Annotated in this window: 16 protein-coding genes and 1 pseudogene; 13 read left to right on the forward strand and 4 right to left on the reverse strand. The window is 60.0% G+C overall.

Annotated features, from left to right (window positions below; genetic code table 11):
- Positions 1 to 247 precede the first annotated feature (247 nt).
- On the forward strand, positions 248 to 1702 hold the full coding sequence (thiI, locus tag KFS80_RS10880; RefSeq protein WP_159815527.1) for a tRNA uracil 4-sulfurtransferase ThiI: 1455 nt from the start codon (positions 248 to 250) through the stop codon (positions 1700 to 1702).
- 139 nt (positions 1703 to 1841) lie between these two features.
- Complete coding sequence (typA, locus tag KFS80_RS10885; protein WP_053116604.1) at positions 1842 to 3662, forward strand: translational GTPase TypA; 1821 nt, start codon at positions 1842 to 1844, stop codon at positions 3660 to 3662.
- Between the two features lie 220 nt (positions 3663 to 3882).
- On the opposite strand, the gene KFS80_RS10890 is transcribed toward typA, so the two are convergent.
- Positions 3883 to 4320: a YkgJ family cysteine cluster protein gene (locus KFS80_RS10890; protein WP_008080573.1), complete on the reverse strand. Its 438-nt coding sequence runs from the start codon at positions 4318 to 4320 to the stop codon at positions 3883 to 3885.
- Between the two features lie 259 nt (positions 4321 to 4579).
- On the opposite strand from KFS80_RS10890, the gene KFS80_RS10895 reads away from it, so the two are divergent.
- The 5 genes from KFS80_RS10895 to KFS80_RS10915 all read left to right on the forward strand — a co-directional run bounded on the left by KFS80_RS10895 (position 4580) and on the right by KFS80_RS10915 (position 14070).
- Entirely contained in the window at positions 4580 to 7030 is a 2451-nt protein-coding gene (locus KFS80_RS10895; RefSeq protein WP_212544798.1) for a glycogen/starch/alpha-glucan phosphorylase, read from the forward strand.
- Between the two features lie 167 nt (positions 7031 to 7197).
- Positions 7198 to 10782: a DUF2339 domain-containing protein gene (locus KFS80_RS10900; RefSeq protein ID WP_212544799.1), complete on the forward strand. Its 3585-nt coding sequence runs from the start codon at positions 7198 to 7200 to the stop codon at positions 10780 to 10782.
- Positions 10779 to 12143 carry a DUF3999 domain-containing protein gene (locus KFS80_RS10905; protein WP_212544800.1) on the forward strand — a complete coding sequence of 455 codons (1365 nt, stop codon included), beginning with the start codon at positions 10779 to 10781 and terminating at the stop codon, positions 12141 to 12143. The genes KFS80_RS10900 and KFS80_RS10905 overlap by 4 nt, the downstream gene beginning before the upstream one ends.
- Before the next feature lie 310 nt (positions 12144 to 12453).
- Positions 12454 to 13464: a class 1 fructose-bisphosphatase gene (locus KFS80_RS10910; protein ID WP_007909265.1), complete on the forward strand. Its 1011-nt coding sequence runs from the start codon at positions 12454 to 12456 to the stop codon at positions 13462 to 13464.
- Positions 13465 to 13467: 3 nt separating this feature from the next.
- Positions 13468 to 14070: a DUF924 family protein gene (locus KFS80_RS10915; protein ID WP_212544801.1), complete on the forward strand. Its 603-nt coding sequence runs from the start codon at positions 13468 to 13470 to the stop codon at positions 14068 to 14070.
- Between the two features lie 182 nt (positions 14071 to 14252).
- On the opposite strand, the gene KFS80_RS27285 is transcribed toward KFS80_RS10915, so the two are convergent.
- Positions 14253 to 15017 (reverse strand): methyl-accepting chemotaxis protein, encoded by a 765-nt coding sequence (locus KFS80_RS27285; protein WP_420851038.1) that lies wholly within the window; start codon positions 15015 to 15017, stop codon positions 14253 to 14255.
- A gap of 93 nt (positions 15018 to 15110) precedes the next feature.
- Positions 15111 to 16145 (reverse strand): annotated as a pseudogene (locus tag KFS80_RS27290) (HAMP domain-containing protein); the annotation flags it as partial.
- Positions 16146 to 16427: 282 nt separating this feature from the next.
- On the opposite strand from KFS80_RS27290, the gene KFS80_RS10925 reads away from it, so the two are divergent.
- Together KFS80_RS10925 and KFS80_RS10930 are read left to right on the forward strand one after the other, a co-directional pair.
- Positions 16428 to 16682: a hypothetical protein gene (locus KFS80_RS10925; RefSeq protein WP_053116610.1), complete on the forward strand. Its 255-nt coding sequence runs from the start codon at positions 16428 to 16430 to the stop codon at positions 16680 to 16682.
- Positions 16683 to 16712: 30 nt separating this feature from the next.
- Positions 16713 to 17282 carry a lipocalin family protein gene (locus KFS80_RS10930; protein ID WP_159811596.1) on the forward strand — a complete coding sequence of 190 codons (570 nt, stop codon included), beginning with the start codon at positions 16713 to 16715 and terminating at the stop codon, positions 17280 to 17282.
- 122 nt (positions 17283 to 17404) lie between these two features.
- Here KFS80_RS10930 and KFS80_RS10935 read toward each other — a convergent pair whose 3' ends face one another.
- Complete coding sequence (locus KFS80_RS10935) at positions 17405 to 18769, reverse strand: formimidoylglutamate deiminase (RefSeq protein ID WP_212544803.1); 1365 nt, start codon at positions 18767 to 18769, stop codon at positions 17405 to 17407.
- Between the two features lie 146 nt (positions 18770 to 18915).
- Between KFS80_RS10935 and hutC the strand changes: the two genes are divergently transcribed.
- The 4 genes from hutC (at position 18916) to KFS80_RS10955 (ending at position 23931) form a co-directional block, all read left to right on the forward strand.
- Positions 18916 to 19626, forward strand: coding sequence for a histidine utilization repressor (gene hutC, locus KFS80_RS10940; protein ID WP_163013658.1), 711 nt, complete (start codon positions 18916 to 18918; stop codon positions 19624 to 19626).
- A 9-nt stretch (positions 19627 to 19635) separates the two neighbouring features.
- Positions 19636 to 20205: a HutD/Ves family protein gene (locus KFS80_RS10945; protein ID WP_212544804.1), complete on the forward strand. Its 570-nt coding sequence runs from the start codon at positions 19636 to 19638 to the stop codon at positions 20203 to 20205.
- A 463-nt stretch (positions 20206 to 20668) separates the two neighbouring features.
- A complete protein-coding gene (gene hutU, locus KFS80_RS10950; protein WP_162130775.1) occupies positions 20669 to 22336 on the forward strand; it encodes a urocanate hydratase in 1668 nt (555 codons plus the stop codon).
- Positions 22337 to 22458: 122 nt separating this feature from the next.
- Positions 22459 to 23931: a purine-cytosine permease family protein gene (locus KFS80_RS10955; protein ID WP_159811600.1), complete on the forward strand. Its 1473-nt coding sequence runs from the start codon at positions 22459 to 22461 to the stop codon at positions 23929 to 23931.
- Positions 23932 to 23976 lie beyond the last annotated feature (45 nt).

Consider the following 23976-nt stretch of genomic DNA (forward strand, 5'->3'; position numbering starts at 1 on the left):
CCTGCCTCACAAGGGAGCAAATTGCATGCCAGTGCCCCAGCATGGGTTTTTTGCCCCAAATTCACGCTTATTAAGGTGCAAAGCGTCTTAATGCTGCAAATCTCGCCCCCTAATGTAGCGTCCCCAATCGAAAATGACCCGTTTTGGTGCAGACAAAACCTTCTGCACATTAACTGGTTAAACCTTGAGCAATTTCCGCTATAATCCGCGCCCCCCTTTTTCGGCTGGCCGTTCGCGCGCTGTTTTCATGAAACTAATCGTAAAAGTCTTCCCCGAGATCACCATCAAAAGCCGACCTGTCCGGACGAAATTCATCCGCCAGTTGGCCAAGAACATCCGCACCGTGCTCCGCGACCTGGACCCGGCCGTGGTGGTGAACGGTGTGTGGGACAATCTCGAGCTGGAAACCCGCATTACCGACGCCAAAGCCTTGAAAGAGATGGGTGAGCGCCTGACCTGCATGCCGGGCATCGCGCACTTTCTGCAGATCGACGAGTACCCGCTGGGCGACTTCGACGACATCACCGAGAAGTGCAAAGAGCACTACGGCGATGCGCTGGCCGGGAAGATCTTTTCGGTGCGTTGCAAGCGTGCCGGCAAGCACGCGTTCAGCTCGATGGACGTGGAAAAATACGTCGGCAGCAAGCTGCGTCGCGAGTGCGGCGCTGCCGGGATTGACCTGAAATCGCCGGAAATCGAAGTCCGTATCGAAGTTCGCGACAAACGGTTGTTTGTGATTCACAGCCAGCACAACGGCATCGGCGGTTACCCGCTCGGCGCCCTTGAGCAGACGCTGGTATTGATGTCCGGCGGCTTTGACTCGACCGTTGCGGCCTACCAGATCATTCGTCGCGGCCTGATGACCCACTTCTGTTTCTTCAATCTGGGCGGTCGCGCCCATGAATTGGGCGTTATGGAAGTCGCGCATTTCATCTGGAAGAAGTACGGCAGCTCGCAACGCGTGCTATTTGTCAGTGTTCCGTTCGAAGAAGTTCTCGGCGAAATTCTCGGCAAAGTCGATAACAGTCATATGGGCGTCGTATTGAAGCGTATGATGTTGCGCGCGGCGTCCAACATCGCCGACCGCCTGCAGATCGAAGCGCTGGTCACCGGCGAAGCGATTTCCCAGGTGTCGAGCCAGACGTTGCCGAACCTGTCGGTGATCGACTGTGTGACCGACAAGCTTGTCCTGCGCCCGCTGATCGTGGCGCACAAGCAGGACATCATCGACACGGCCAATGAAATCGGCACCGCCGATTTCGCCCGGCACATGCCGGAATACTGCGGGGTCATTTCGGTCAACCCGAAGACCGCCGCCAAACGCGGTCGCGTTGAGCACGAAGAGAAAGAATTCGACATGGCGGTGCTCGAGCGTGCGCTCGAAAACGCCAAACTGGTGCCGATCGATCGCGTGATCGACGAATTGGGCCAGGACGTACAGATTGAAGAAGTCAGCGAAGCACTGGCCGGCCAGATCGTGATCGACATCCGTCACCCGGATGCCGCCGAGGATGAGCCGCTGGAACTCGCTGGCGTAGAAGTACAGACGATGCCGTTCTACGCAGTGAACGCTCGTTTCAAGGAGCTGGATCCGACTCGCCAGTACCTGCTGTATTGCGACAAAGGCGTGATGAGTCGCCTGCATGCTCACCATTTGCTCAGTGAGGGGCATGCCAATGTGCGCGTTTATCGACCGAGCTAAGTGCCCGGGGCTGTTTGCCTGTGGCCTGCGTCACCGGCCCCCCGACACCGCCGTCAAGCTGTAACGGCCATGCCGGACACTACTGCTAATCGCTGCCAAGACTTGTCAGCAAACCGAATCCTCTGATCGAGATACACAAGTGATCGAAAATCTACGTAACATCGCCATCATTGCCCACGTTGACCATGGTAAAACCACCCTGGTAGACAAACTCCTGCGTCAATCCGGCACTCTGGAGCGCAACGAGCTCAACGACGAGCGCGTGATGGACTCCAACGACCAGGAAAAAGAGCGCGGTATTACCATTCTGGCGAAAAACACCGCCATCAACTGGAACGGCTACCACATCAACATCGTGGACACCCCGGGCCACGCCGACTTCGGCGGCGAAGTTGAACGCGTAATGTCGATGGTTGACTCCGTTCTGCTGCTGGTTGACGCTCAAGACGGCCCTATGCCGCAAACCCGTTTCGTGACCAAGAAGGCTTTCGAAGCCGGCCTGCGTCCAATCGTGGTCATCAACAAGGTTGACCGTCCAGGCGCGCGTCCGGACTGGGTTCTGGATCAGATCTTCGACCTGTTCGACAACCTCGGTGCTTCCGAAGAACAACTGGACTTCCAGGTTGTTTACGCCTCGGCCCTGAACGGCATTGCCGGTCTGGATCACACCGACATGGCTGAAGACATGACCCCGCTGTACCAAGCGGTTGTCGATCACGTTCCGGCCCCTAAAGTCGACCGTGAAGGCGCGTTCCAGATGCAGATCTCCGCACTGGACTACAACAGCTTCCTGGGTGTTATCGGCGTTGGCCGTATCGCTCGTGGTCGCGTCAAGCCGAACACCCCGGTTGTGGCTATCGGTGCCGACGGCAAGCGTCGCAACGGTCGTATCCTGAAGCTGATGGGTCACCACGGTCTGCACCGTATCGACGTTGAAGAAGCTGCAGCAGGCGACATCGTTTGCATCAGCGGTATGGAATCGCTGTTCATCTCCGACACCCTGTGCGACCCGCTGACTGTTGAGGCGATGAAGCCTCTGACCGTTGACGAGCCAACCGTTTCGATGACCTTCCAGGTAAACGACTCGCCATTCTGCGGTAAAGAAGGCAAGTTCGTGACCTCCCGTAACATCAAGGATCGTCTGGACAAAGAGCTGCTGTACAACGTTGCACTGCGCGTTGAAGAAGGCGACTCGGCTGACAAGTTCAAGGTTTCCGGCCGTGGTGAGCTGCACCTCTCGGTACTGATCGAAACCATGCGTCGCGAAGGCTTCGAGCTGGCCCTGGGCCGTCCGGAAGTGATCATTCGTGAAGTGAACGGCGTTAAACAAGAACCGTTCGAAAACGTAACCATCGACATCCCTGAAGATTCGCAGGGCAAGGTCATGGAAGAGATGGGTCTGCGTAAAGGCGACCTGACCAACATGGTTCCGGATGGTAAGGGCCGTGTTCGTCTGGAATACAACATCCCTGCTCGCGGTCTGATCGGTTTCCGTAACCAGTTCCTGACCCTGACCAACGGTGCTGGCATCCTGACCTCGATCTTCGATCGTTACGACACCGTCAAGTCGGGCCACATGTCCGGCCGTCAGAACGGCGTTCTGGTTTCGGTTGAAACCGGTAAGGCACTGACCTACTCGCTGGAAACCCTGCAGGCTCGTGGCAAGCTGTTCGTAGAACACGGTCAAGAGATCTACAACGGTCAAATCGTTGGTCAGAACAGCCGTGACAACGACCTGGGCGTTAACCCTACCAAGGGCAAGAAGCTCGACAACATGCGTGCTTCGGGTAAAGACGAAACCATCGCTCTGGTTCCACCAGTGAAGTTCACTCTGGAACAGGCTCTGGAATACATCCAGGAAGACGAGCTGTGCGAAGTTACTCCTAAGTCCATCCGTCTTCGCAAGAAGATCCTGGACGAAAGCGAGCGTACCCGCGCTGCCAAGAAAGCCAAGAACTGAGTCATTAGTTCAGGCTGAATGAAAACGCCCCCGGTCGCGAGACCGGGGGCGTTTTTGTTTGTCCGGGATTTGTGTGGTGTTTTTGCTGGCCTCTTCGCGAGCAAGCCCGCTCCCACAGTGGATCTCTGGTGTACACAAAATGAGTGTTCACTGAAGATCTAGTGTGGGAGCGGGCTTGCTCGCGAAGGCGGCCGATAGCCGCCGAAAATCTCAGGTCAGATCAGAACTTCTCGATCGCGCGGAAATTCTGCTCGCGCACCACTTCCTTCGGCTTGTACGCGCAATACCCCGGCCGTGGCCCGATCTTCGGGTGATTGCGGCAGGTATCCGGACGCTTGTCATAAATGGTGCACAGGCGGCTCTTACGATCCAGGTAGTAGCAATCGTTGTTGCTCATGCGCTGCAGGGTGAAGATGCCGGACTTCTGATTGAAGCGTTCAACCAGGCCTTCCTTCTGTAAACGCTTGGCGATGTTCTTCGGCGGGTCACCGAGTTCGAACTCGTCGACCACACCGATGCGCACCAGATCCTTGATTTTCACCTCAACCGGCAGCGTGCAGCAGCTGGATATGCAAGAACCGCACATCGGGGCTGAATATTTTGCCCACGTATCGAGACGATCGATCTCGGCGGCGGCAATCAGGTTGGGCTTCATCATCGGGAGTTACCAGGCGTGTGTGCATCAGGGCGCGCGATCATACCGGGACTGGTGGATTTTTGAACAACCTTTCGCCAGATTTTTTCTCGATGCAGGCACATTGCCGGACAATTCGGCACGGCCCCTGCATTCATTAGCCCAGCCGCCAGGGTTATGCCGGGCCATCTCACCGTCTCAGGAAATACTGCCGAACCAGAGCCCTCACCGTCGGTCAGACCGTCTAGGCTCAGACAATTCCCGCTCGCTCGAGGTCCCATTGATGACTCAAGAACCACTAGTTCGCGAAGCAGAGGTGGCCGCATTCCGCGATGCCGTCCTGACCAAACTCACCTACGCGGTGGGCAAAGACCCTGATCACGCCTTCGACCATGACTGGTTCGAAGCCATCGCTTTGGCTGCGCGCGATCACATGGTCGAGCACTGGATGGATCACACCCGGCAGATCTACCGCAAAGGCCAGAAGCGGGTGTATTACCTCTCGCTGGAGTTCCTCATCGGCCGTTTGCTCTACGACAGCCTGAGCAACCTTGGCCTGCTCGACGTCGCCCGTGAAGCGTTGACCGAACTCGGTGTCGATCTGGAACGCATTCGCTTGCTGGAGCCCGACGCGGCGCTCGGCAACGGCGGCCTCGGTCGTCTGGCAGCGTGCTTTATGGAAAGCATGTCGACCCTCGGCATCGCCGGCCACGGTTACGGCATTCGTTATGAACACGGTTTGTTCCGTCAGGCTATCGTCGATGGCTGGCAACAGGAGCAGACCGAACACTGGCTGGATTTCGGCAACCCGTGGGAGTTTGAGCGGCCAGAGGTCGTCTACTCCATCGGCTTCGGCGGTAGTGTCGAAACCGTCACCGACGCTTCCGGCAAATCCAAACAAGTCTGGTCGCCGGCAGAAACTGTCCGCGCGATCGCTTACGACACGCCGGTGGTCGGCTGGCGCGGGGCAAGCGTTAATACGCTGCGTCTGTGGCGTGCCCGCGCCATGGAAGATTTGCACCTGGAGCGCTTCAACGCCGGTGACCACTTGGGCGCCGTCGCCGAGGTTGCCCGCGCCGAAAGTATCTCGCGCGTGCTCTACCCGGCAGACAGCACCGAAGCAGGGCAAGAGCTGCGCCTGCGTCAGGAATACTTCTTCGTCGCCGCCTCGTTGCAGGATCTGCTGCGTCGCCATCGCAACATGCACACCTCGGTGCTGACCCTGGGCGATCACGCGGCGATCCAGCTCAACGACACCCACCCTTCGATTGCCGTCGCCGAACTGATGCGACAACTGGTCGACGTCTACGACGTGGCGTGGGACGCGGCGTGGCAAGTGACGGTCGATACGCTGTCGTACACCAACCACACGTTGTTGCCGGAAGCGCTGGAAACCTGGCCGGTGGGCCTGATGGAACGCATGCTGCCACGGCACATGCAGATCATTTACCTGATCAACGCCCAGCACATCGATTCGCTGCGGGCCAAAGGCATTCACGATTTCGACGTGCTCCGCGCCGTGTCGCTGATCGAAGAAGACAACGGTCGCCGCGTGCGCATGGGCAACCTCGCGTTCCTCGGTTCGCACAGCGTCAACGGTGTATCCGGATTGCACACGCAGCTGATGCGTAAAACCGTGTTCGCCGAACTGCACAAGCTCTACCCGGAGCGGATCAACAACAAAACCAACGGCATTACTTTCCGTCGCTGGCTGTATCAGGCCAACTCGGAACTGACTTCGATGCTGGTCGACGCATTGGGCCCGGATCTGCTGGATAACGCGGAAGAGCGCTTGCTCGATCTTGAACCGTTCGCCGAGAAGCCTGCGTTCCGCAAAGCCTTCGCCGAACAGCGCCTGCACAGCAAAAAAGCGCTGGCTTATCTGATTCATGAACGCTTGGGCATTGCCGTCAATCCGGCGGCGATGTTCGACGTGCAGGTCAAACGGATCCACGAATACAAACGCCAGTTGCTCAACCTGCTGCACACCGTAGCGTTGTATCAGGCGATTCGCGCCGAGCCGGAAGTCGACTGGGTGCCACGGGTGAAAATCTTCGCCGGTAAAGCGGCGGCGAGTTATCACCAGGCCAAACTGATCATCAAACTGACCAACGACATTGCGCGGGTGGTGAATAACGATCCGACGGTGCGTGGCCTGCTGAAAGTGGTGTTCCTGCCCAACTACAACGTCAGTCTGGCGGAGAGCATTATTCCGGCGGCGGACTTGTCCGAGCAGATTTCCACTGCCGGTTTCGAGGCGTCGGGTACCAGCAACATGAAGTTCGGCCTCAACGGCGCGCTGACCATCGGCACGCTGGACGGCGCCAACGTGGAAATGTGCGAGCGCATCGGGGCCGAGCACATGTTTATCTTTGGTCTCAGCGCGCAGCAGGTGGAAGCGCGTAAACAGAACCACGAGTTCAGCGCCTTGCCGGACATCGCCGCGTCGCATCGTCTGAACGATGTGCTGCAAGCGATCCGCAGTGGGGTGTTCTCGCCGGACGATACTTCGCGCTACACCGGGTTGATCGACTCGCTGGTGGATTACGACCGCTTCCTGGTCTGCGCCGATTTCGACTCGTACTGGGAAGCGCAGAAACGCGTCGAAGCGCATTGGCACGACAGCAACAACTGGTGGCGCTCGGCGGTGCTCAACACGGCGCGGATGGGCTGGTTCTCGTCAGACCGGACGATTCGTGAGTACGCCACGGAGATCTGGAAAGCACTGGAGTAACTTTGCGCTCGGCTCGATATAATCGCGCGCCAGAAAAGATCGCAGCCTGCGGCAGCTCCTACACAGGTGTTCGCATAACCCTGTAGGAGCTGCCGCAGGCTGCGATCTTTTTGGGTCAGGCTGCGCTAATCTTCCCGGATTGGCCTTCGCGCTTAGGGATATCGACCATGCAATGGATGTTCATGTTGATCGGGCTGGTGCTCGGCTGGCTGCTCGACGAGTCGTTCAGTGATGCGCTGTTGGGCGCGTTGCTGGGGCTGGTGATCGGGCAGACGCTGCGCATCGCGCGGCTTGGCTCGCAAGCGGCAGAGCAACAGCAGCAACTTGAACAGGCGAAGGTCGCGTTGCAGGGCGTCGAGCAGCGGCTGTTTCTGCTGGAAGGCGCGCCGGTTCGTGCCGCACCATCACCGAGTGCAGCACCGGTTGCCGAGCTAGTCGCAGACCCCATCAAAACCGTCGAAGAAGCCCCAGCCCCTGAATTGGTCTGGGAGCTGCCACCCGAACTCGAACCGATTTCCGCCGTCGCCAGCGAAACCAGCCAACCGCTGCCTGCCGATGTCTGGAATCTCGACGCCGTTACTCCCGAACCACAAAAACCCGCCGAACCCCGTGGCCCGAACCTCATCGAGCGCGGCATCAGTGCCGCGCGCAATTGGCTGTTCGGCGGCAACACCGTGCTGCGCGTCGGCGTGGTGTTGTTGTTTTTCGGTCTGGCGTTCCTGCTGCGTTACGCCACCGAAGGCATGGTCGTGCCGATCGAGTTGCGTTACGCCGGTGTCGCAGCCGCCGCGCTGGGCTTGCTCGCGCTGGGCTGGTGGCTACGCAATCGCAACAGTAATTACGCATTGATGCTGCAAGGCACCGGGATCGCGGTGTTGTACCTGACGGTATTTGCGGCGATGCGTCTGCATCCGCTGCTCGATCCTTCTGCCGCGCTGGGCTTGCTGGTCGCGGTCACGGTGTTCTCGGCGATTCTGGCGATCACCCAGGATGCGCTGGGCCTGGCTGCCGCAGCCGCGTTGGGCGGTTTCGCCGCGCCGATCCTGACCTCGACCGGCGCCGGTAACCACGTCGCGCTGTTCAGTTATTTCGCGTTGCTCAACGCCGGCATTCTCGCCATCGCCTGGTTCAAGGCCTGGCGCCTGCTCAACCTGATCGGCTTCGTCGGCACCTTCGGCATCGGTTTCGCCTGGGGCCTGCGTTCGTATGCGCCGGAGCTGTTGTGGAGCACCGAGCCGTTTCTGATTCTGTTCTTCCTGATGTACCTCGGCATCGGCCTGTTGTTTGCCCGACGCAAATTGCTCGACGTGCCCGATGCCCCGGCGGACGGCGACCGTGATGCCTTGCTGCACTGGTCGGCGCGCAAGGGCGACTACGTCGACGGGACGATGCTGTTCGGCCCGCCGATCATTGGTTTCGGATTGCAGTTCGCGTTGGTGCAGCATCTGGAATTCGCCGCCGCGTTCAGCGCGCTGGCGCTCGGCATGATTTACATGGCGCTGGCCAAGGTGTTGATGGGTGGCCGCGCGGCGTTGCTGGGCGAAACCTGTCTGGCGCTCGGGGTGATTTTCGCCAGTCTGGCGATTCCGCTGGGGCTGGATGCTCGCTGGACCTCGGCGGCGTGGGCCGTGGAGGGGGCGGGGATTTTCTGGCTCGGTCTGCGTCAGCATCGACCGTTTGCGCGGGCGTTCGCGTTGCTGCTGCAACTGGGCTCGGCGTTGGCGTTTCTCAGTCAGTTGCGGGTTGGCGAAAGCAGCCTGCTCGACGGTGCTCCGCTCGGCGCGTTGATGCTCGGCAGCGCTTTGCTGTTCAGCTTTTATCAACTGCGCAAGGCCTCGGCGGAGCAGACTTCGCCATGGGAGCGCCAAGGCCTGCCAGTGCTGGCCTGTCTGGGCCTGACCTTCCTCTACCTGCTGGCGCCGCTGTTTTTCTTCACGCAGGGCTCGGCGATCAGTTGGGCGCTGGCCGGGTTGGTGACGTTGTTCGTCGGCCTGCGGATTCAGTCGCGCACGTTCCTGTTCACCGCGTTTGCCGTGCAATTGCTCGGCGGCGCTTTGTTCCTCTTGCGTCTGCAAGGCGCGGGCGAGGATTCAGCGGCGGTGTTCAGCGCCGGTTGGAGCGGTTTGCTCAGTGCTTCGCTGATTGGTCTGGCGTTGATCGCCGGCATGCTGTTGGCGGCTCGCGATGAAATGGTGCGCAGCGATGTACGCCTGCTGCGCGGTTTGTCGGTGGTGTTGCTGGCCGGTCTGGTGCTGATCAATCTGGCGGTGCTGTTCGTGCTGCCGTGGCAGACCGCGAGCGCGGTGTGGGCCGCGAGTGGTTTGTTGATTATCTGGCTGAGCCTGTACCTCAAGCAGCGCGTGAGTTTTGTTTTTGGACTGCTGTTGCAAGTGATCGGTGGCGCGGCGTTTCTGTTCGCTGGCCCCGAACTGCTCGGGCCGCTGTCCAGCGAAGGACTGAAACCGCTGGCCCACGGCGGATTCTGGACGCCGCTGGTGCTGGGGCTGGCCGCGATGATCGGTGCGTGGCGCCTGCAACTGGGCAATCACGCTTCGGCATTCGATGCGTTGAGTTTGCAGCGTTTGTCCGAAGTTTTGCTGGTGTGGGGCGCGGGTTGGTGGGCGCTGGCGTGGGTCAGTGAAGTGCTGCGTTTTGCTACGCCGAATCTGCAAGGCACGTTGCTGCTGTTGGTTGCAGCGGTGAGCGTGGCGTTGTGGACGGTGTTGTCGCTGCGCCTGAAATGGCCGGCGCTGGGTTTGCTTTGCACCTTGCTGATTCCGGCGGCGGGGCTGGTGTTGCTCGCTGCCTGGCATTCGCGTTATCACCCGGCGGCCGATTTCGGTTGGCTGGCGTGGGCAGCGGTGTTCGCCGTGCATTTCTTCAGTCTGCGCCGCTTGGCGCCGATGTTGCCGGCGCGCGCTTTGAGCACCGCGCATGTGCTCGGCTGCTGGCTATTGATCGGCGTGCTGGCGCTGGAATTGCGCTACGGCCTGCTGTTGTTGTCCGAGCAATACAACGCCTGGCGCTGGTTGGGCTGGGCGATTCTGCCGAGCCTGTATTTGCTGATGGCGGCGGCGCCGCGCGCCTGGCCGTGGCCGGTCGCAGCGTTTGCCCGCGAGTACCGCTTTTACGCCGCTGCGCCGTTGGCGGTGCTGATGCTCGCGTGGTTCTGGCTGGCGAATGGCGTCAGCGATGGCAATGCCGAACCGTTGCCGTACGTGCCGCTGCTCAACCCCTTAGAGTTGGGTTTGTTGTTCGCGCTGTTCGGCGTTTATGTGTGGTCGCGCAGTGCGGTTTCGCAGCTGTCGATTCGTCAGGACTACGCCGAATACGCGACGCAATTGATCGCCGGGGTTTCGCTGTTCGCCTTCTGCACGGCGTTGGTCACCCGCGCCGCGCACCATTGGGCGGGGATTCCGTTTGAGCTGGATACGCTGCTCGCTTCGATGCTGGTGCAGGCGGGCTTGTCCATCGTCTGGACGCTGATGGCGCTGGGGCTGATGATCGGCGGGCATCTGCGTCATCGTCGCGAAGTGTGGCTGATCGGCGCGGCGTTGATTGCGCTGGTCGTGGCCAAACTGATTTTTGTCGAATTGAGCAACCGTGGCGGCCTCGCCCGGATCGTCTCGTTTATCGGCGTGGGCGTGTTGCTGCTGGTGGTCGGCTATTTCGCGCCGCTGCCGCCCAAACGCGTCGATGCTGACCCGGCGGCGGACAAACCGGCCCCGGACACCGAAGGAGTTTCATCTTGAGTCGCATGCTGAATCTGGGTTGGTTGGCGTTGGGCGTGGTGATGGCTGCCGGCGCCCAGGAAAAACCGGCGGACTTCGCCACGCAAGTGCCGCTGTCGGTCAGCGGCGACGGGCCGTGGTATCGCCTCGAACTGCCGCTGAATGTGCAATTGCAGGCGCGCCAGACCGATCTCAGTGACCTGCGCGTGTTCAACGCCGCCGGCGAAGCGCAGGCGTACGCCTTGGCGCGCGAATCGGCACAGACCCGCGATGACGGTCAGTTGCACGAGGTGAAGTGGTTCCCGCTGTACAACGCCGCCGATTCGAATGAACACGTGCCGAACGTGCGCGTGCAGTCGACCACCAACGGCACGCTGGTCGAAGTGCAGCCGTCGAGTCAGTTGGAGGCGGGCGAGGAAGTGCTGCGCGGTTGGCTGCTCGATGCCAGCGCGATCAAGGCGCCGTTGCAGCAGTTGATCCTCGACTGGACCAGCGAGCGCGATGGCTTTCAGCGTTTCAGCATCGAAGCCAGTGATGACTTGCAGCACTGGCAGGCGTGGGGCGAGGGGCAGGTCGCGCGCCTGACGTTTTCCGATGAGCGCATCGAGCAGCATGAAGTGACGCTGCCGGGGCAATCCGCGCGCTATTTGCGCCTGTTGTGGGATTCGCCGAGTTCGGCGCCGACCATCACCTCGGCACAGTTGAAAAGCAGCGATCCGCGCAACGTTCCGCTGCCGTTGGTCTGGTCGCAAGCGTTGTCTGGCAGCAGCACCAAGGCTGGCGAGTACAGCTGGCAGTTGCCCATGGGGCTGAACGTCGAGCGCGTGCAGGTCGAGCTGAAACAACCGAACAGTCTGGCGCCGGTGACACTGGCCGGGCGCCGCGAAAGCAGCTTGCCGTGGCAGGAACTGAGCAACGGTTTGCTGTATCGCCTGACGCAGAATGGCCAGGACGTGGTGCAGAACGAATTGCAGCTCTACGGGCAAACCGTGCAGCAGTTGAAGTTGACGGTGGATGAGCGCGGCGGTGGTTTGGGTGAGCAGGCGCCGAGTTTGAAATATGCGGTGCGCGCGACCCAGGTGATTTTCCTTGCGCGCGGCGAGGGGCCGTACAGTCTGGCGGTGGGCAATGCGACGGTGAAAACGGCGAATCTGCCGTTGGCGACGCTGATTCCGGATTTCAAACCGGAGAAGTTGGTGGGGCTGGGTAAGGCTGTGGTTGGGGGGGAAGTGGTGGCGACGCAGACTTCGACGGCCACGACGGCGGCTGTGGCGGAGACCAATTGGAAGAAGATTGGGTTGTGGGCGGTGTTGTTGCTGAGTGTGGTGTTTTTGGGGGCGATGGCGTTTAGTTTGTTGCGTAAACCGCCAACCAGCAACTGAGAATGGCTGGCGCTGCGCGCCATTCGCGAGCAAGCCCGCTCCCACACTGGATTTGTGAACGACGCAGATCCAATGTGGGAGCGGGCTTGCTCGCGAAAGCGGTCTCTCAATCAATACATACCCCAAACCGCTCAGCCTTCGTCGGATTTCGGACTACGCTAAATCCGCTACCTGAACTCTCCACCGACAATCACGTCTCATGCAGGCAATTACACCCCAACGCACGTTACCGGGCGTCTTCGCTCGCTACGGTTTCAGACTCCCTGTAAACTGCGCGGGTTTTTAGCCCCCCATTCCACCGGAGCCGTCCATGTCCCGCGTTACCCTGAGTCGCTATTTGATTGAGCAGACCCGCAGCAATAACACTCCTGCCGATCTGCGTTTCCTGATCGAAGTGGTCGCGCGTGCTTGCAAAGAAATCAGCCACGCCGTGTCCAAAGGCGCCCTGGGTGGTGTTCTGGGCAGCATGGGCACTGAAAACGTCCAAGGCGAAGTGCAGAAGAAACTCGACGTGATCTCCAACGAGATCCTGCTCGAAGCCAACGAATGGGGCGGTCACCTGGCCGGCATGGCGTCCGAAGAAATGGACAATGCCTATCAGATCCCGGGCAAATACCCGAAAGGCGCGTACCTGCTGGTATTCGACCCACTGGACGGCTCGTCGAACATCGACATCAACGCCCCGGTCGGCACCATCTTCTCCGTACTGCGTTGCCCGAACGAATACCTGAGCCAGAACGAGCCGCTGAACGAGAAAGCGTTCCTGCAGCCAGGCACTCAGCAAGTTGCCGCCGGTTACGCAATCTACGGCCCGCAAACCATGCTGGTGCTGACCCTCGGCGACGGCGTTAAAGGCTTCACCCTGGATCGCGAAATGGGCAGCTTCGTGCTGACTCACGAAGACATCACCATTCCTGAATCGACCCAGGAATTCGCCATTAACATGTCCAACCAGCGTCACTGGGAAGCCCCGGTACAACGTTACGTTGGCGAGTTGCTGGCCGGTGAAGAAGGTCCGCTGAAAAAGAACTACAACATGCGTTGGGTCGCGGCGATGGTTGCCGACGTACACCGCATTCTGACCCGTGGCGGTCTGTTCATGTACCCGCGCGACAGCCGTGAGCCATCCAAACCAGGCAAACTGCGTCTGATGTACGAAGCCAACCCGATGTCGTTCCTGGTGGAACAAGCGGGCGGCGCGTCCACCGACGGTCACCAGCGCATCCTCGACATCCAGCCTGAAGGCCTGCACCAGCGCGTAGCGGTGTTCCTCGGCTCGAAAGAAGAAGTCGCACGCGCGACGGCCTACCACAAGGAATAAACCATGACCGCGCCCTGGCAGCCGTTGCTCGATTGGTGGTTCGGACATGCCGAATCCCCGGACGACATTTCGGCTGACAAGGGCAAGTTATGGTTCGGTAAGCGAGACAGCCAAGACCTCGAAGCGCAGACGCGTTTCGGGGTCTTTGTCGATCAGGCCCTGGCTGGCGAATTGACCGAGTGGACGCAACGTCCCGAAGGTTGGCTGGCGCTGGTGTTACTGCTCGATCAACTGCCGCGAATGATCTTTCGCGACACCCCCAAAGCATTTTCCGGTGATCTGCGCGCGCAGAAACTCGTCGCCCAAGGCATTGCCGCGGATTTTGATCGGCAGTTGAAACCGATCCAGCGAGTGTTCATTTATCTGGTGTTCGAACACTGCGAAAACCTCGCGGTGCAGAACGAAGCCGTTTCCAGGTTTATCGAACTGGTGGCTGAACAGCCGGAAGGTGAACGGGCGGTGTTTGCCGATAACCTGGATTATGCCGAACGGCATCAGAAAGTGATCGCGCGGTTTGGCCGGTTTCCGCATCGCAATGCGGTGTTGGGGCGGGAGTCTACGGTGGAGGAGTTGGTGTTTCTTTCCGAACCTGGGTCAAGGTTCTAAGGGCTTGCCCTCACCCTAGCCCTCTCCCGGAGGGAGAGGGGACTGACCGAGGTGTCTGGGCTTGATACATCGACCTGAGATATCGAGTCGAACTCAGGTTTGAACAGCGCGAAGATCTGCTCCCTTTCCCCCTCGCCCCCCCTGGGGGAGAGGGCTGGGGTGAGGGGGTAAAGCCCTTGATCTTAAATGCGGAAACTACCCACCAATTGCTTCAACCGCGCCGCCTGCTGCTCCAGATCCGAGCAAACCCGCAACGTCGCCTGCAGGTTCTCCACACCTTCCTGATTCAGCGTGTTGATCTCGTTGATATCGACATTGATCGACTCGACCACAGCGGTCTGCTCTTCAGTCGCGGTCGCCACCGACTGGTTCATCCCGTCGATCTCACCGATACGCTGAGTCACGCTGCCCAAGCGCTCACCAGCCTGATTGGCGATGCCGACGCTGCTTTCGCTCTCGCGCTGGCTCTCGGTCATGATGCTGACCGCCTGACGTGCGCCGACCTGCAGTTCTTCGATCATCTTCTGCACTTGCTGCGCCGAGTCCTGAGTGCGGTGCGCCAGATTGCGCACTTCATCCGCAACCACGGCGAAACCACGCCCGGCTTCACCGGCACGCGCTGCTTCGATCGCGGCGTTGAGCGCGAGCAAGTTGGTTTGCTGCGAGATGCTGGTGATCACTTCGAGGATCTGGCCGATGTTCACCGTGTTGGCGTTCAGCGTTTCGATGTTGCCGCAGGAGTCGCTGATCTTCGCCGACAGCTGTTGCATGGCCGAAATGGTTTTATCCACCACCTGCTGACCGTCCACCGCGAGGCTGCGCGCATCGCTGGAATGCTGCGAGGCGAGGGCGGCGTTCTGGGCGATTTCCTGCGCGGCGGCGCCGAGCTGATTGATCGCGGCGGCGACGCTGTTGGTGCGGGTGGCTTGCTGATCCGAGTTGTACATCGACGAGTTCGACGCCGCGACCACGCGCAGGGCGACTTCGTTGACCTGGCCGGTGGCCGAGGACACTTCGCGGATCGAGGTGTGGATGCGCTCAACAAAACGGTTGAACGAAGTGCCCAGCGCGCCGAATTCATCGTTGCCGTGGATCACCAGACGTTTGGTCAGATCGCCTTCACCTTCGGCGATGTCATGCATGGCGCGACCCATGGTCAGCAGCGGCTGCATCAACACGCGGATGAGCATGCCGAGCAGGGCGATGATGATCACTACGGCGATGACCATGGCGATCAGTGCCGAGGTGCGGAATTCGCTGAGCATGGCGAACGCGGTTTCTTTATCGAGCACCAGCGCCACGTACCAGTCGGCAGATGGCACACCGTTGACGTGGGTGAAAGAGATCAACTGCGTCTTGCCGTCGAACTCGACTTCCTTCAGGCCCGGAGTGACTTTCGGCGCACCGTTCGGGTAGGCCTCGGCGAGGGTCTTGAGCACCAGTTTGCTGTCCGGGTGAATCAGGATCTTGCCGTCGGCACTGACGATGAACGCGTGACCGTGACCGCCGAAGTTCAGCGAGTTGATGATCGCGCTGACGCTGGTCAGGTCGATGTCGGCACCGGCGACGCCGAGCATCTGGCCCTGACGCTGCACCGGGGTGGCGACGGTGATCACCAGTTTGCCCGAGGAGGCGGCGATGTACGGTTCGGTGACGATAGTCTGCTGCGCGCTGTTCGCCGCTTTATACCAGCCGCGTGCGCGCGGGTCGTAATCCGGCGCGCGGTTGCCGGCCGGCACGGAGAACATCACGCCGTCGGCACCACCGAAGTAGCTGAGCTGGAAATTACCGGTGTAGGCGGGCAGGTCGATGATGCGTTTGAGGCTGGCCGGAGCATTGCCGTCGACTACCACTTGCTGCGACAGCGATTGCAGCAATTGAATGCGACTCTCCAGCCAGGTCTGGATGTTGCTGGTGGTCAGGCTGCCCAGTTCCTGCATCGACGCTTCGGTGCTGGTGCTCAGCGCTTCGCGCTGTCGATAGTCGTTGAAGAAAATGAAACAGGCGAACGCAACGGCCACCACGAGGGCGGCAGCCAACAAAATCTTGTGGCTGAATTTCATGTTTCTGGTCATCGAATGAGCTACCGCGAAGGGGCTGATCAAGAAAGGGCGGCAATTTGCCACACAGGGAGGCTTTGCGCTGCTCTTGTTTCGACCGGGCCGCGCCAAAGATTAGGCCTTTTATGCGAATTGCGACGAAATGCTCAAAAGCGCGACAAAGTGTCTGATTTATCGGCAAAAGCCAGACGAGCGGAGCAATAAATAGGCGCCTCGGGAGGGAACCAGACACCACTTTTCTCTTCTAAGCTTCTGGTTGGCCCCATGCCATCCCCCTTCCGTTCCAGGAGTTACACCATGTCGCTGCGATCTATCGCCCTTTTGTCGTTCTGCGTGCTGTTGGCCGCCTGCGGCAAGATCAATCAGGAAAACTACTCGAAGCTCTCGGCCGGCATGGCCAAGACCGAAGTTGAGACCTTGTTGGGCAAACCGACTGATTGCTCGGGCGCGCTCGGCATGTCCAGTTGCACCTGGGGCGACAAAAACAGCTTTATCAGCGTGCAGTACGCCGGTGACAAAGTGCTGATGTTTTCCGGCCAAGGCCTGAAGTAAACCGGGGCCTCGCGCCCACGGAGAAGAAAAATGAAGCGGTTATTGCTTGTCCTTTTTGCCGGCCTGGTACTGGCCGGCTGCGCCACTTCCGGCGTAGATCCGTTGGCGCCGAAGACCGTCAACAGCGTCAATCTCAAGCGTTACCAAGGGACCTGGTATGAGCTGGCGCGTTTGCCGATGTACTTCCAGCGCGACTGCGCGCAATCCGAAGCGCATTACACCCTCAAGCCTGACGGCAACGTCGCGGTGCTCAATCGCTGCCTGACCCCGCAATGGCAGTGGGAAGAAGTGAAGGGCACGGCTTATCCACAAGTGCCGGGCAAGACCGACAAATTGTGGGTCGAGTTCGATACCTGGTTCTCGCGTCTGATACCGGGTGTGGCGAAAGGCGAATACTGGGTGCTGTACGTCAGCGATGACTACAAGACCGCCATCGTCGGCGACCCGAGTCGCAAGTACATGTGGCTGCTGTCGCGCACGCCGACCGTCAACGGTGTGGTGCGTGAAGAACTGCTGAGCAAGGCGCGTCAGCAGGGCTATGACACCACGCGATTGATCTGGCGAGCGTCGGATCGGCAGATGGCCAAGACCTCGAATTAAGCATCGCCACAGATCAAATGTGGGAGCGGGCTTGCTCGCGAAAGCGGTGTATCAGTCAACATTTCAGTCGACTGATACGACCTCTTCGCGAGCAAGCCCGCTCCCACATTTTTTGTTTTGTGTCAGCCCAAAAGGTCGCGCAAGACTTGGGTGAACGCGCGGGCGCTGTCCTCTTCCCCGGCATGCCGGCCATCACGCACAACCCACTGGCCATTGACCAACACATCGCGCACCTGACGATCCCCTCCGGCAAACAACCAGCGATTCAAAATCCCGTCTCCGTTCGCCGTCGCCAGATAAGGATCGTTGCCATCGAGCACAATCCAGTCCGCCCGTTTGCCAACCTCCAGCGCACCAATCGGCTGCCCCAGCGCTTGCGCGCCGCCATCCAGCGCCGCGTCATACAACGTGCGCCCGACCATCGGCTGATCCGCGCCATACAAACGGTTACGCCGCTGATCACGCAGACGCTGGCCGTATTCCAGCCAACGCAATTCTTCCACCACACTCAGCGAGACATGGCTGTCGGAACCGATGCCCATGCGCCCGCCCTGCGCGAGGAAATCCACCGCCGGGAAAATTCCGTCGCCCAGGTTGGCTTCAGTGGTCAGGCACAGCCCGGCGATGGCGCGACTCTTGGCCATCAGCGTGACCTCTTCCGGATTGGCGTGAGTGGCATGCACCAGACACCAGCGCTGATCAACTTCGGCATTCTCGTACAGCCATTGCAGCGGACGCCGACCGCTCCAGCTCAGGCAGTCGTCGACTTCTTTCTGCTGTTCGGCGATGTGGATATGAATCGGGCATTGCTTGTCGCTGGCCGCCAACACTTCGCTCATCTGCTGCGGCGTCACCGCGCGCAACGAGTGGAAGCACAGCCCCAGCGATTGCGATTTTTGCTGCGCCAGTAACGGCTGCAAACGCGACTGCAGATTCAGGTAATTTTCGGTGCTGTTGATAAAACGGCGCTGGCCATCGTTAGGCGTTTGCCCGCCGAAACCGGAGTGGCTGTAGAGTACCGGGAGCAAGGTCAGACCGATGCCGCTTTCACTCGCCGCCTGACTGATACGCAACGCCAGTTCAGCCGGATCGGCGTACGGCTGACCATTGCTGTCGTGGTGCACATAGTGGAATTCGGCGACCGAGGTGTAACCGGCCTTGAGCATTTCGATGTACAGCTGGCGGGCGATCACACCGAGCTGATCCGGGCTGATTTTTCCGACGAGGCGATACATCAGATCGCGCCACGTCCAGAAACTGTCGTTCGGGTTGCCGGCCACTTCGGCCAGTCCGGCCATCGCACGCTGGAAGGCGTGGGAGTGCAGATTGGGCATCCCCGGCAGCAACGGCCCGCTCAGTCGTTCGGCGCCATCTGCGGTGGAATCGGCCTGGATTTGGGTCAGCAAGCCCTCGGCGCTGACCTCAAGACGTACATTGTTGGCCCATCCGTTAGGCAGCAGCGCGCGTTCGGCAAAGAAGGCGGACATGGTTCAGCACCCCATCGTGTGTTATTTGTATATACATATACAGACGTTTGCCTGCCCGGTAAACTCCGGCAAGCTAGCCACTCTCATCCAATGAACAGGGATCAACCGTGCCGACTCCGCCTCCAGTCTCCCCGTTGGCCGCGAACATGGGCGACAGTCCGGCGCCCTTGTACGCCCGCGTCAAACAGATGATCACCCAGCAAATCGACAGCGGAAACTGGCCGCCGCACTACCGCGTGCCGTCCGAAAGCGAGCTGGTCAATCAACTTGGTTTCAGCCGCATGACCATCAACCGCGCCCTGCGCGAGATGACCGCCGACGGTCTGTTGGTGCGCATGCAAGGCGTCGGCACCTTCGTTGCTGAACCGAAGAGCCAGTCCGCGCTGTTCGAAGTGCACAACATCGCCGACGAAATCGCTTCCCGTGGCCATCGCCACACCTGCCAGGTGATCACCCTCGAAGAAGAGGCCGCCGGTTCCGAACGCGCGCTGGCGCTGGACATGCGCGAAGGGCAGAAGGTTTTCCACTCGCTGATCGTGCATTACGAAAACGACATTCCGGTGCAAATCGAAGACCGTTTCGTCAACGCGCTGGTCGCGCCGGAATACCTCAAGCAGGACTTCACCCTGCAAACGCCTTACGCCTATCTCAACCAGGTCGCGCCGCTGACCGAAGGCGAGCATGTGGTTGAAGCGATTCTGGCCGAGCCGTCCGAATGCAAATTGCTGCAGATTGAAAAGGGTGAGCCTTGCTTGCTGATCCGTCGCCGCACGTGGTCGGGGCGTCAGCCGGTGACGGCGGCGCGATTGATTCACCCGGGTTCTCGTCATCGTCTGGAAGGTCGGTTTCATAAATAGAGAGCATAAATGAGTGAAGTGAAGGTTTTACGCGCGGAAGGCTACCCGCGCATGCCGTGGAAAAACGGCGGCGGCAGCACTGAGGAAATAACCCGTGATGCCGGTGCCGGGCTGGACGGTTTCGGCTGGCGCCTGTCGATTGCCGACATCGCCGAGTCCGGCGGTTTTTCCTCCTTCGCCGGTTACCAACGAGTGATCACCGTGTTGCAAGGTGACGGCATGGTTCTGTGCGTCGATGGCGACGATACGCGGCCGCTGTTACCGCTCGACCCGTTTGCCTTCAGCGGTGAAAGCCAGGTTTCCTGCACGCTGCTCGGCGGTGCGATTCGCGACTTCAACCTGATCTACGCGCCGCAGCGGTACAGCGCGCGGTTGCAGTGGCTGGACGGTGAACAGCGGTTGTTCAGTTCGGCGGGGACGGTGCTGGTGTTCAGTGTCAGTGAGTTGCTGGAAGTGCAGGTTGGTCATTCCGCATCGCAACTCGGTCGACATGATTGCCTGCAACTGGACGGTAACGCCGGACTGGTTGAAGTCACCACCAATGCCGCTTGCTGTGTCATTGAGCTGACGGCGCGCTGATTCAAAAATCTTAAAAGATCGCAGCCTTCGGCAGCTCCTACAGGGTGTACCTCAATCCCACTGTAGGAGCTGCCGAAGGCTGCGATCTTTTGCTTTGGGATGTTCCCAACCCACGCACCAACTTGTTACCGAACGCCCCAGCGTGGCGCAAAACCTCGCTTTCGTAACAATCCCCAACCCCCTCCATCAATACCCTCGAAAATTTTCATCCACGGCAGAACCCTTGATTCAGGCGCCCTCCAGCCGTGTCCGCGTTTTTTCTTGAACAGCCCTCCAACAAGTTGGCCGCTTGATTGCATATGCTTGTATGTACAAGTAAAGACGTATGCGTATGAGTCGTTCGAGACTCTCCGCAGCGTCCACTGATTCGCTTGTCGCGCAGCGAAGCGCACAGGCTGCTTGCCCACTGCCAGGGTTGGTTTGAATTGATCGCTGAGGAGTCTCTTTCGTGACTGATAACAAAATGACTAAGTTTCGCGACGTCGAAATCCGTGCCGCCCGCGGCAACAAGCTGACCGCCAAGAGCTGGCTGACCGAAGCGCCGCTACGCATGCTGATGAACAACCTCGACCCGGAAGTCGCCGAGAACCCGAAAGAGCTAGTGGTTTACGGTGGTATCGGTCGCGCCGCGCGTAACTGGGAGTGCTACGACAAAATCGTCGAAAGCCTGACCAACCTGAACGACGACGAAACCCTGCTGGTGCAATCCGGCAAGCCGGTCGGCGTATTCAAGACCCACAGCAACGCCCCGCGCGTATTGATCGCCAACTCCAACCTTGTCCCGCACTGGGCGAGCTGGGAGCACTTCAACGAACTCGACGCCAAAGGCCTGGCCATGTATGGCCAGATGACCGCCGGCAGCTGGATCTACATCGGCAGCCAGGGCATCGTTCAAGGCACCTACGAAACCTTCGTTGAAGCCGGTCGCCAGCACTACAACGACAACCTCACCGGTAAGTGGGTGTTGACCGCTGGCCTCGGTGGCATGGGCGGCGCGCAACCTCTGGCCGCAACCCTGGCCGGCGCTTGCTCGCTGAACATCGAATGCCAACAAGTGAGCATCGATTTCCGCCTGAAAAGCCGCTACGTCGACGAGCAAGCCAAAGACCTCGACGACGCCCTCGCGCGCATCGACAAATACACCAAAGAAGGCAAAGCGATCTCCATCGCGCTGCTGGGTAACGCCGCAGAAATTCTGCCGGAACTGGTCAAGCGCGGCGTGCGCCCGGACATGGTCACCGACCAGACCAGTGCCCACGACCCGCTCAACGGTTACCTGCCTGCCGGCTGGACTTGGGACGAATACCGCGCCCGCGCCAAGACCGAGCCGGCCGCTGTGATCAAAGCCGCCAAGCAGTCGATGGCCGTGCACGTTAAAGCGATGCTGGAATTCCAGAAACAAGGCATTCCGACCTTCGACTACGGCAACAACATCCGTCAGATGGCACAGGAAGAGGGCGTCGAAAACGCATTCGACTTCCCGGGCTTCGTACCGGCTTACATCCGTCCGCTGTTCTGCCGTGGCATCGGCCCGTTCCGTTGGGCGGCACTGTCGGGCGATCCGCAAGACATCTACAAAACCGACGCCAAGGTCAAAGAGCTGATCCCCGACGACGCGCACCTGCACAACTGGCTGGACATGGCCCGCGAGCGCATCAGCTTCCAGGGTCTGCCGGCACGTATCTGCTGGGTCGGCCTGGGCCTGCGCGCCAAGCTCGGTCTGGCCTTCAACGAGATGGTGCGCAGCGGTGAGCTGTCGGCGCCGATCGTGATCGGTCGCGACCACCTCGACTCTGGCTCGGTGGCTAGCCCTAACCGTGAAACCGAATCGATGCAGGACGGCTCCGACGCCGTGTCCGACTGGCCACTGCTCAACGCTCTGCTGAATACCGCGAGCGGCGCGACCTGGGTTTCCCTGCACCACGGCGGCGGCGTTGGTATGGGTTTCTCGCAGCACTCGGGCATGGTGATTGTTTGCGACGGTACGGACGAGGCGGCCGAGCGCATTGCGCGCGTCCTGCACAACGACCCGGCCACTGGCGTTATGCGTCACGCCGATGCCGGTTACCAGATCGCCATCGACTGCGCCAAGGAACAGGGCCTGAACTTGCCGATGATCACCGGTAAATAAATGCAAAAGCCCTGTAGGAGCTGCCGCAGGCTGCGATCTTTTGATGTTGGTTTTTCAAGATCAAAAGATCGCAGCCTGCGGCAGCTCCTACAGAGAATCTAACAATCCACAGAGGTTGAATCATGGCTGTCAACACCGATCGTGCAAGCAACAAACCGTTGATCGAAAGGCGTTCGATCGACTACATCCCGGAAGCGGAAAGACACGGTCGTCTGTTCAGCCAATTCACCCTGTGGATGGGTGCCAACCTGCAAATCACCGCAATCGTCACCGGGGCCTTGGCCGTGGTGTTGGGCGGTGATGTGTTCTGGTCGCTGATCGGTCTGTTGATCGGTCAATTGCTCGGCGGTGGCGTGATGGCGCTGCATGCCGCGCAAGGGCCGAAACTCGGTTTGCCGCAGATGATCTCCAGCCGCGTGCAGTTCGGCGTGTATGGTGCGGCGATCCCGATCGTGCTGGTGTGCCTGATGTACCTGGGTTTCACCGCGACCGGCACCGTGCTTTCCGGTCAGGCGCTGGGTCAGTTGTTTAATGTCAGCGACAGCGTCGGCATCCTGATTTTCGCCAGCGTGATCGTGGTGGTCACGGTGCTCGGTTATCGGGTGATCCACTGGATCGGCCGTGTCGCCAGTGTGATTGGCGTGATTGCCTTCGTGTTTTTGTTCTGGCGTCTGATGAGCCAGACCGACGTCGGCGCACTCCTGCAAATCCGTCATTTCAGCTGGAGCAGCTTCCTGCTCGCGGTGTCGCTCGCGGCCTCCTGGCAGATCGCGTTCGGCCCTTACGTGGCTGACTATTCCCGTTACCTGCCGAGCAACACCTCGGCGGTGAAAACCTTCTTCGCCGCCGGTGCCGGTTCAGTGGTCGGCGCGCAAGTGGCGATGATCCTCGGCGTGTTCGCGGCGGCTTCGGCCAACGGCCAGTTCGCCGGTCACGAAGTTGCCTACATCGTCGGTCTGGGCGGCACCGGAGCCACCGCTGCGCTGCTGTACTTCAGCATCGCATTCGGCAAGGTGACCATCTCGACGCTGAACTCCTACGGCAGCTTCATGTGCATCGCGACCATCATCAGTGGTTTCAAAGGCCACCTGACGGTTACGCGGATGCAGCGTCTGGTGTTCGTACTGGTGATCGTCGGCGCAGCGACCCTGATCGCGCTGCTCGGCCAGCACTCGTTCCTCGGTGCGTTCAAGTCTTTCATCCTGTTCCTGCTCGCGTTCTTCACTCCGTGGAGTGCGATCAACCTGGTCGACTACTACTGCATCACCCGTGAGCGTTATGACGTGCCGGCGCTGGCCGATCCGAACGGTCGCTACGGTCGCTGGAACCTGCTCGGCATCAGCGTCTACGTGTTCGGTGTGCTGGTGCAGTTGCCGTTCATCTCCACCAAGTTCTACACCGGCCCGCTGGTGGCGGCCCTCGGTGATGTGGATATTTCCTGGATCATCGGTCTGGTGCTGCCGGCCGTCGTCTACTACGTGTGCGCGAAAAAATGGCACAGCGCGGTACCCGATCAACTGATTCTGCCGGTCGAGCAGAACAGCGTTGTACAACCTAAAACAAGCGGGGCCGGTCGCGCTGCGGCGCAGGCCTGATTGGACGTGGACAGGGCTGGATGCCTCTTGACTGCCGTAAGCCAA

This window comes from Pseudomonas rustica (assembly GCF_018336155.1).
Classification (GTDB): domain Bacteria; phylum Pseudomonadota; class Gammaproteobacteria; order Pseudomonadales; family Pseudomonadaceae; genus Aquipseudomonas; species Aquipseudomonas rustica.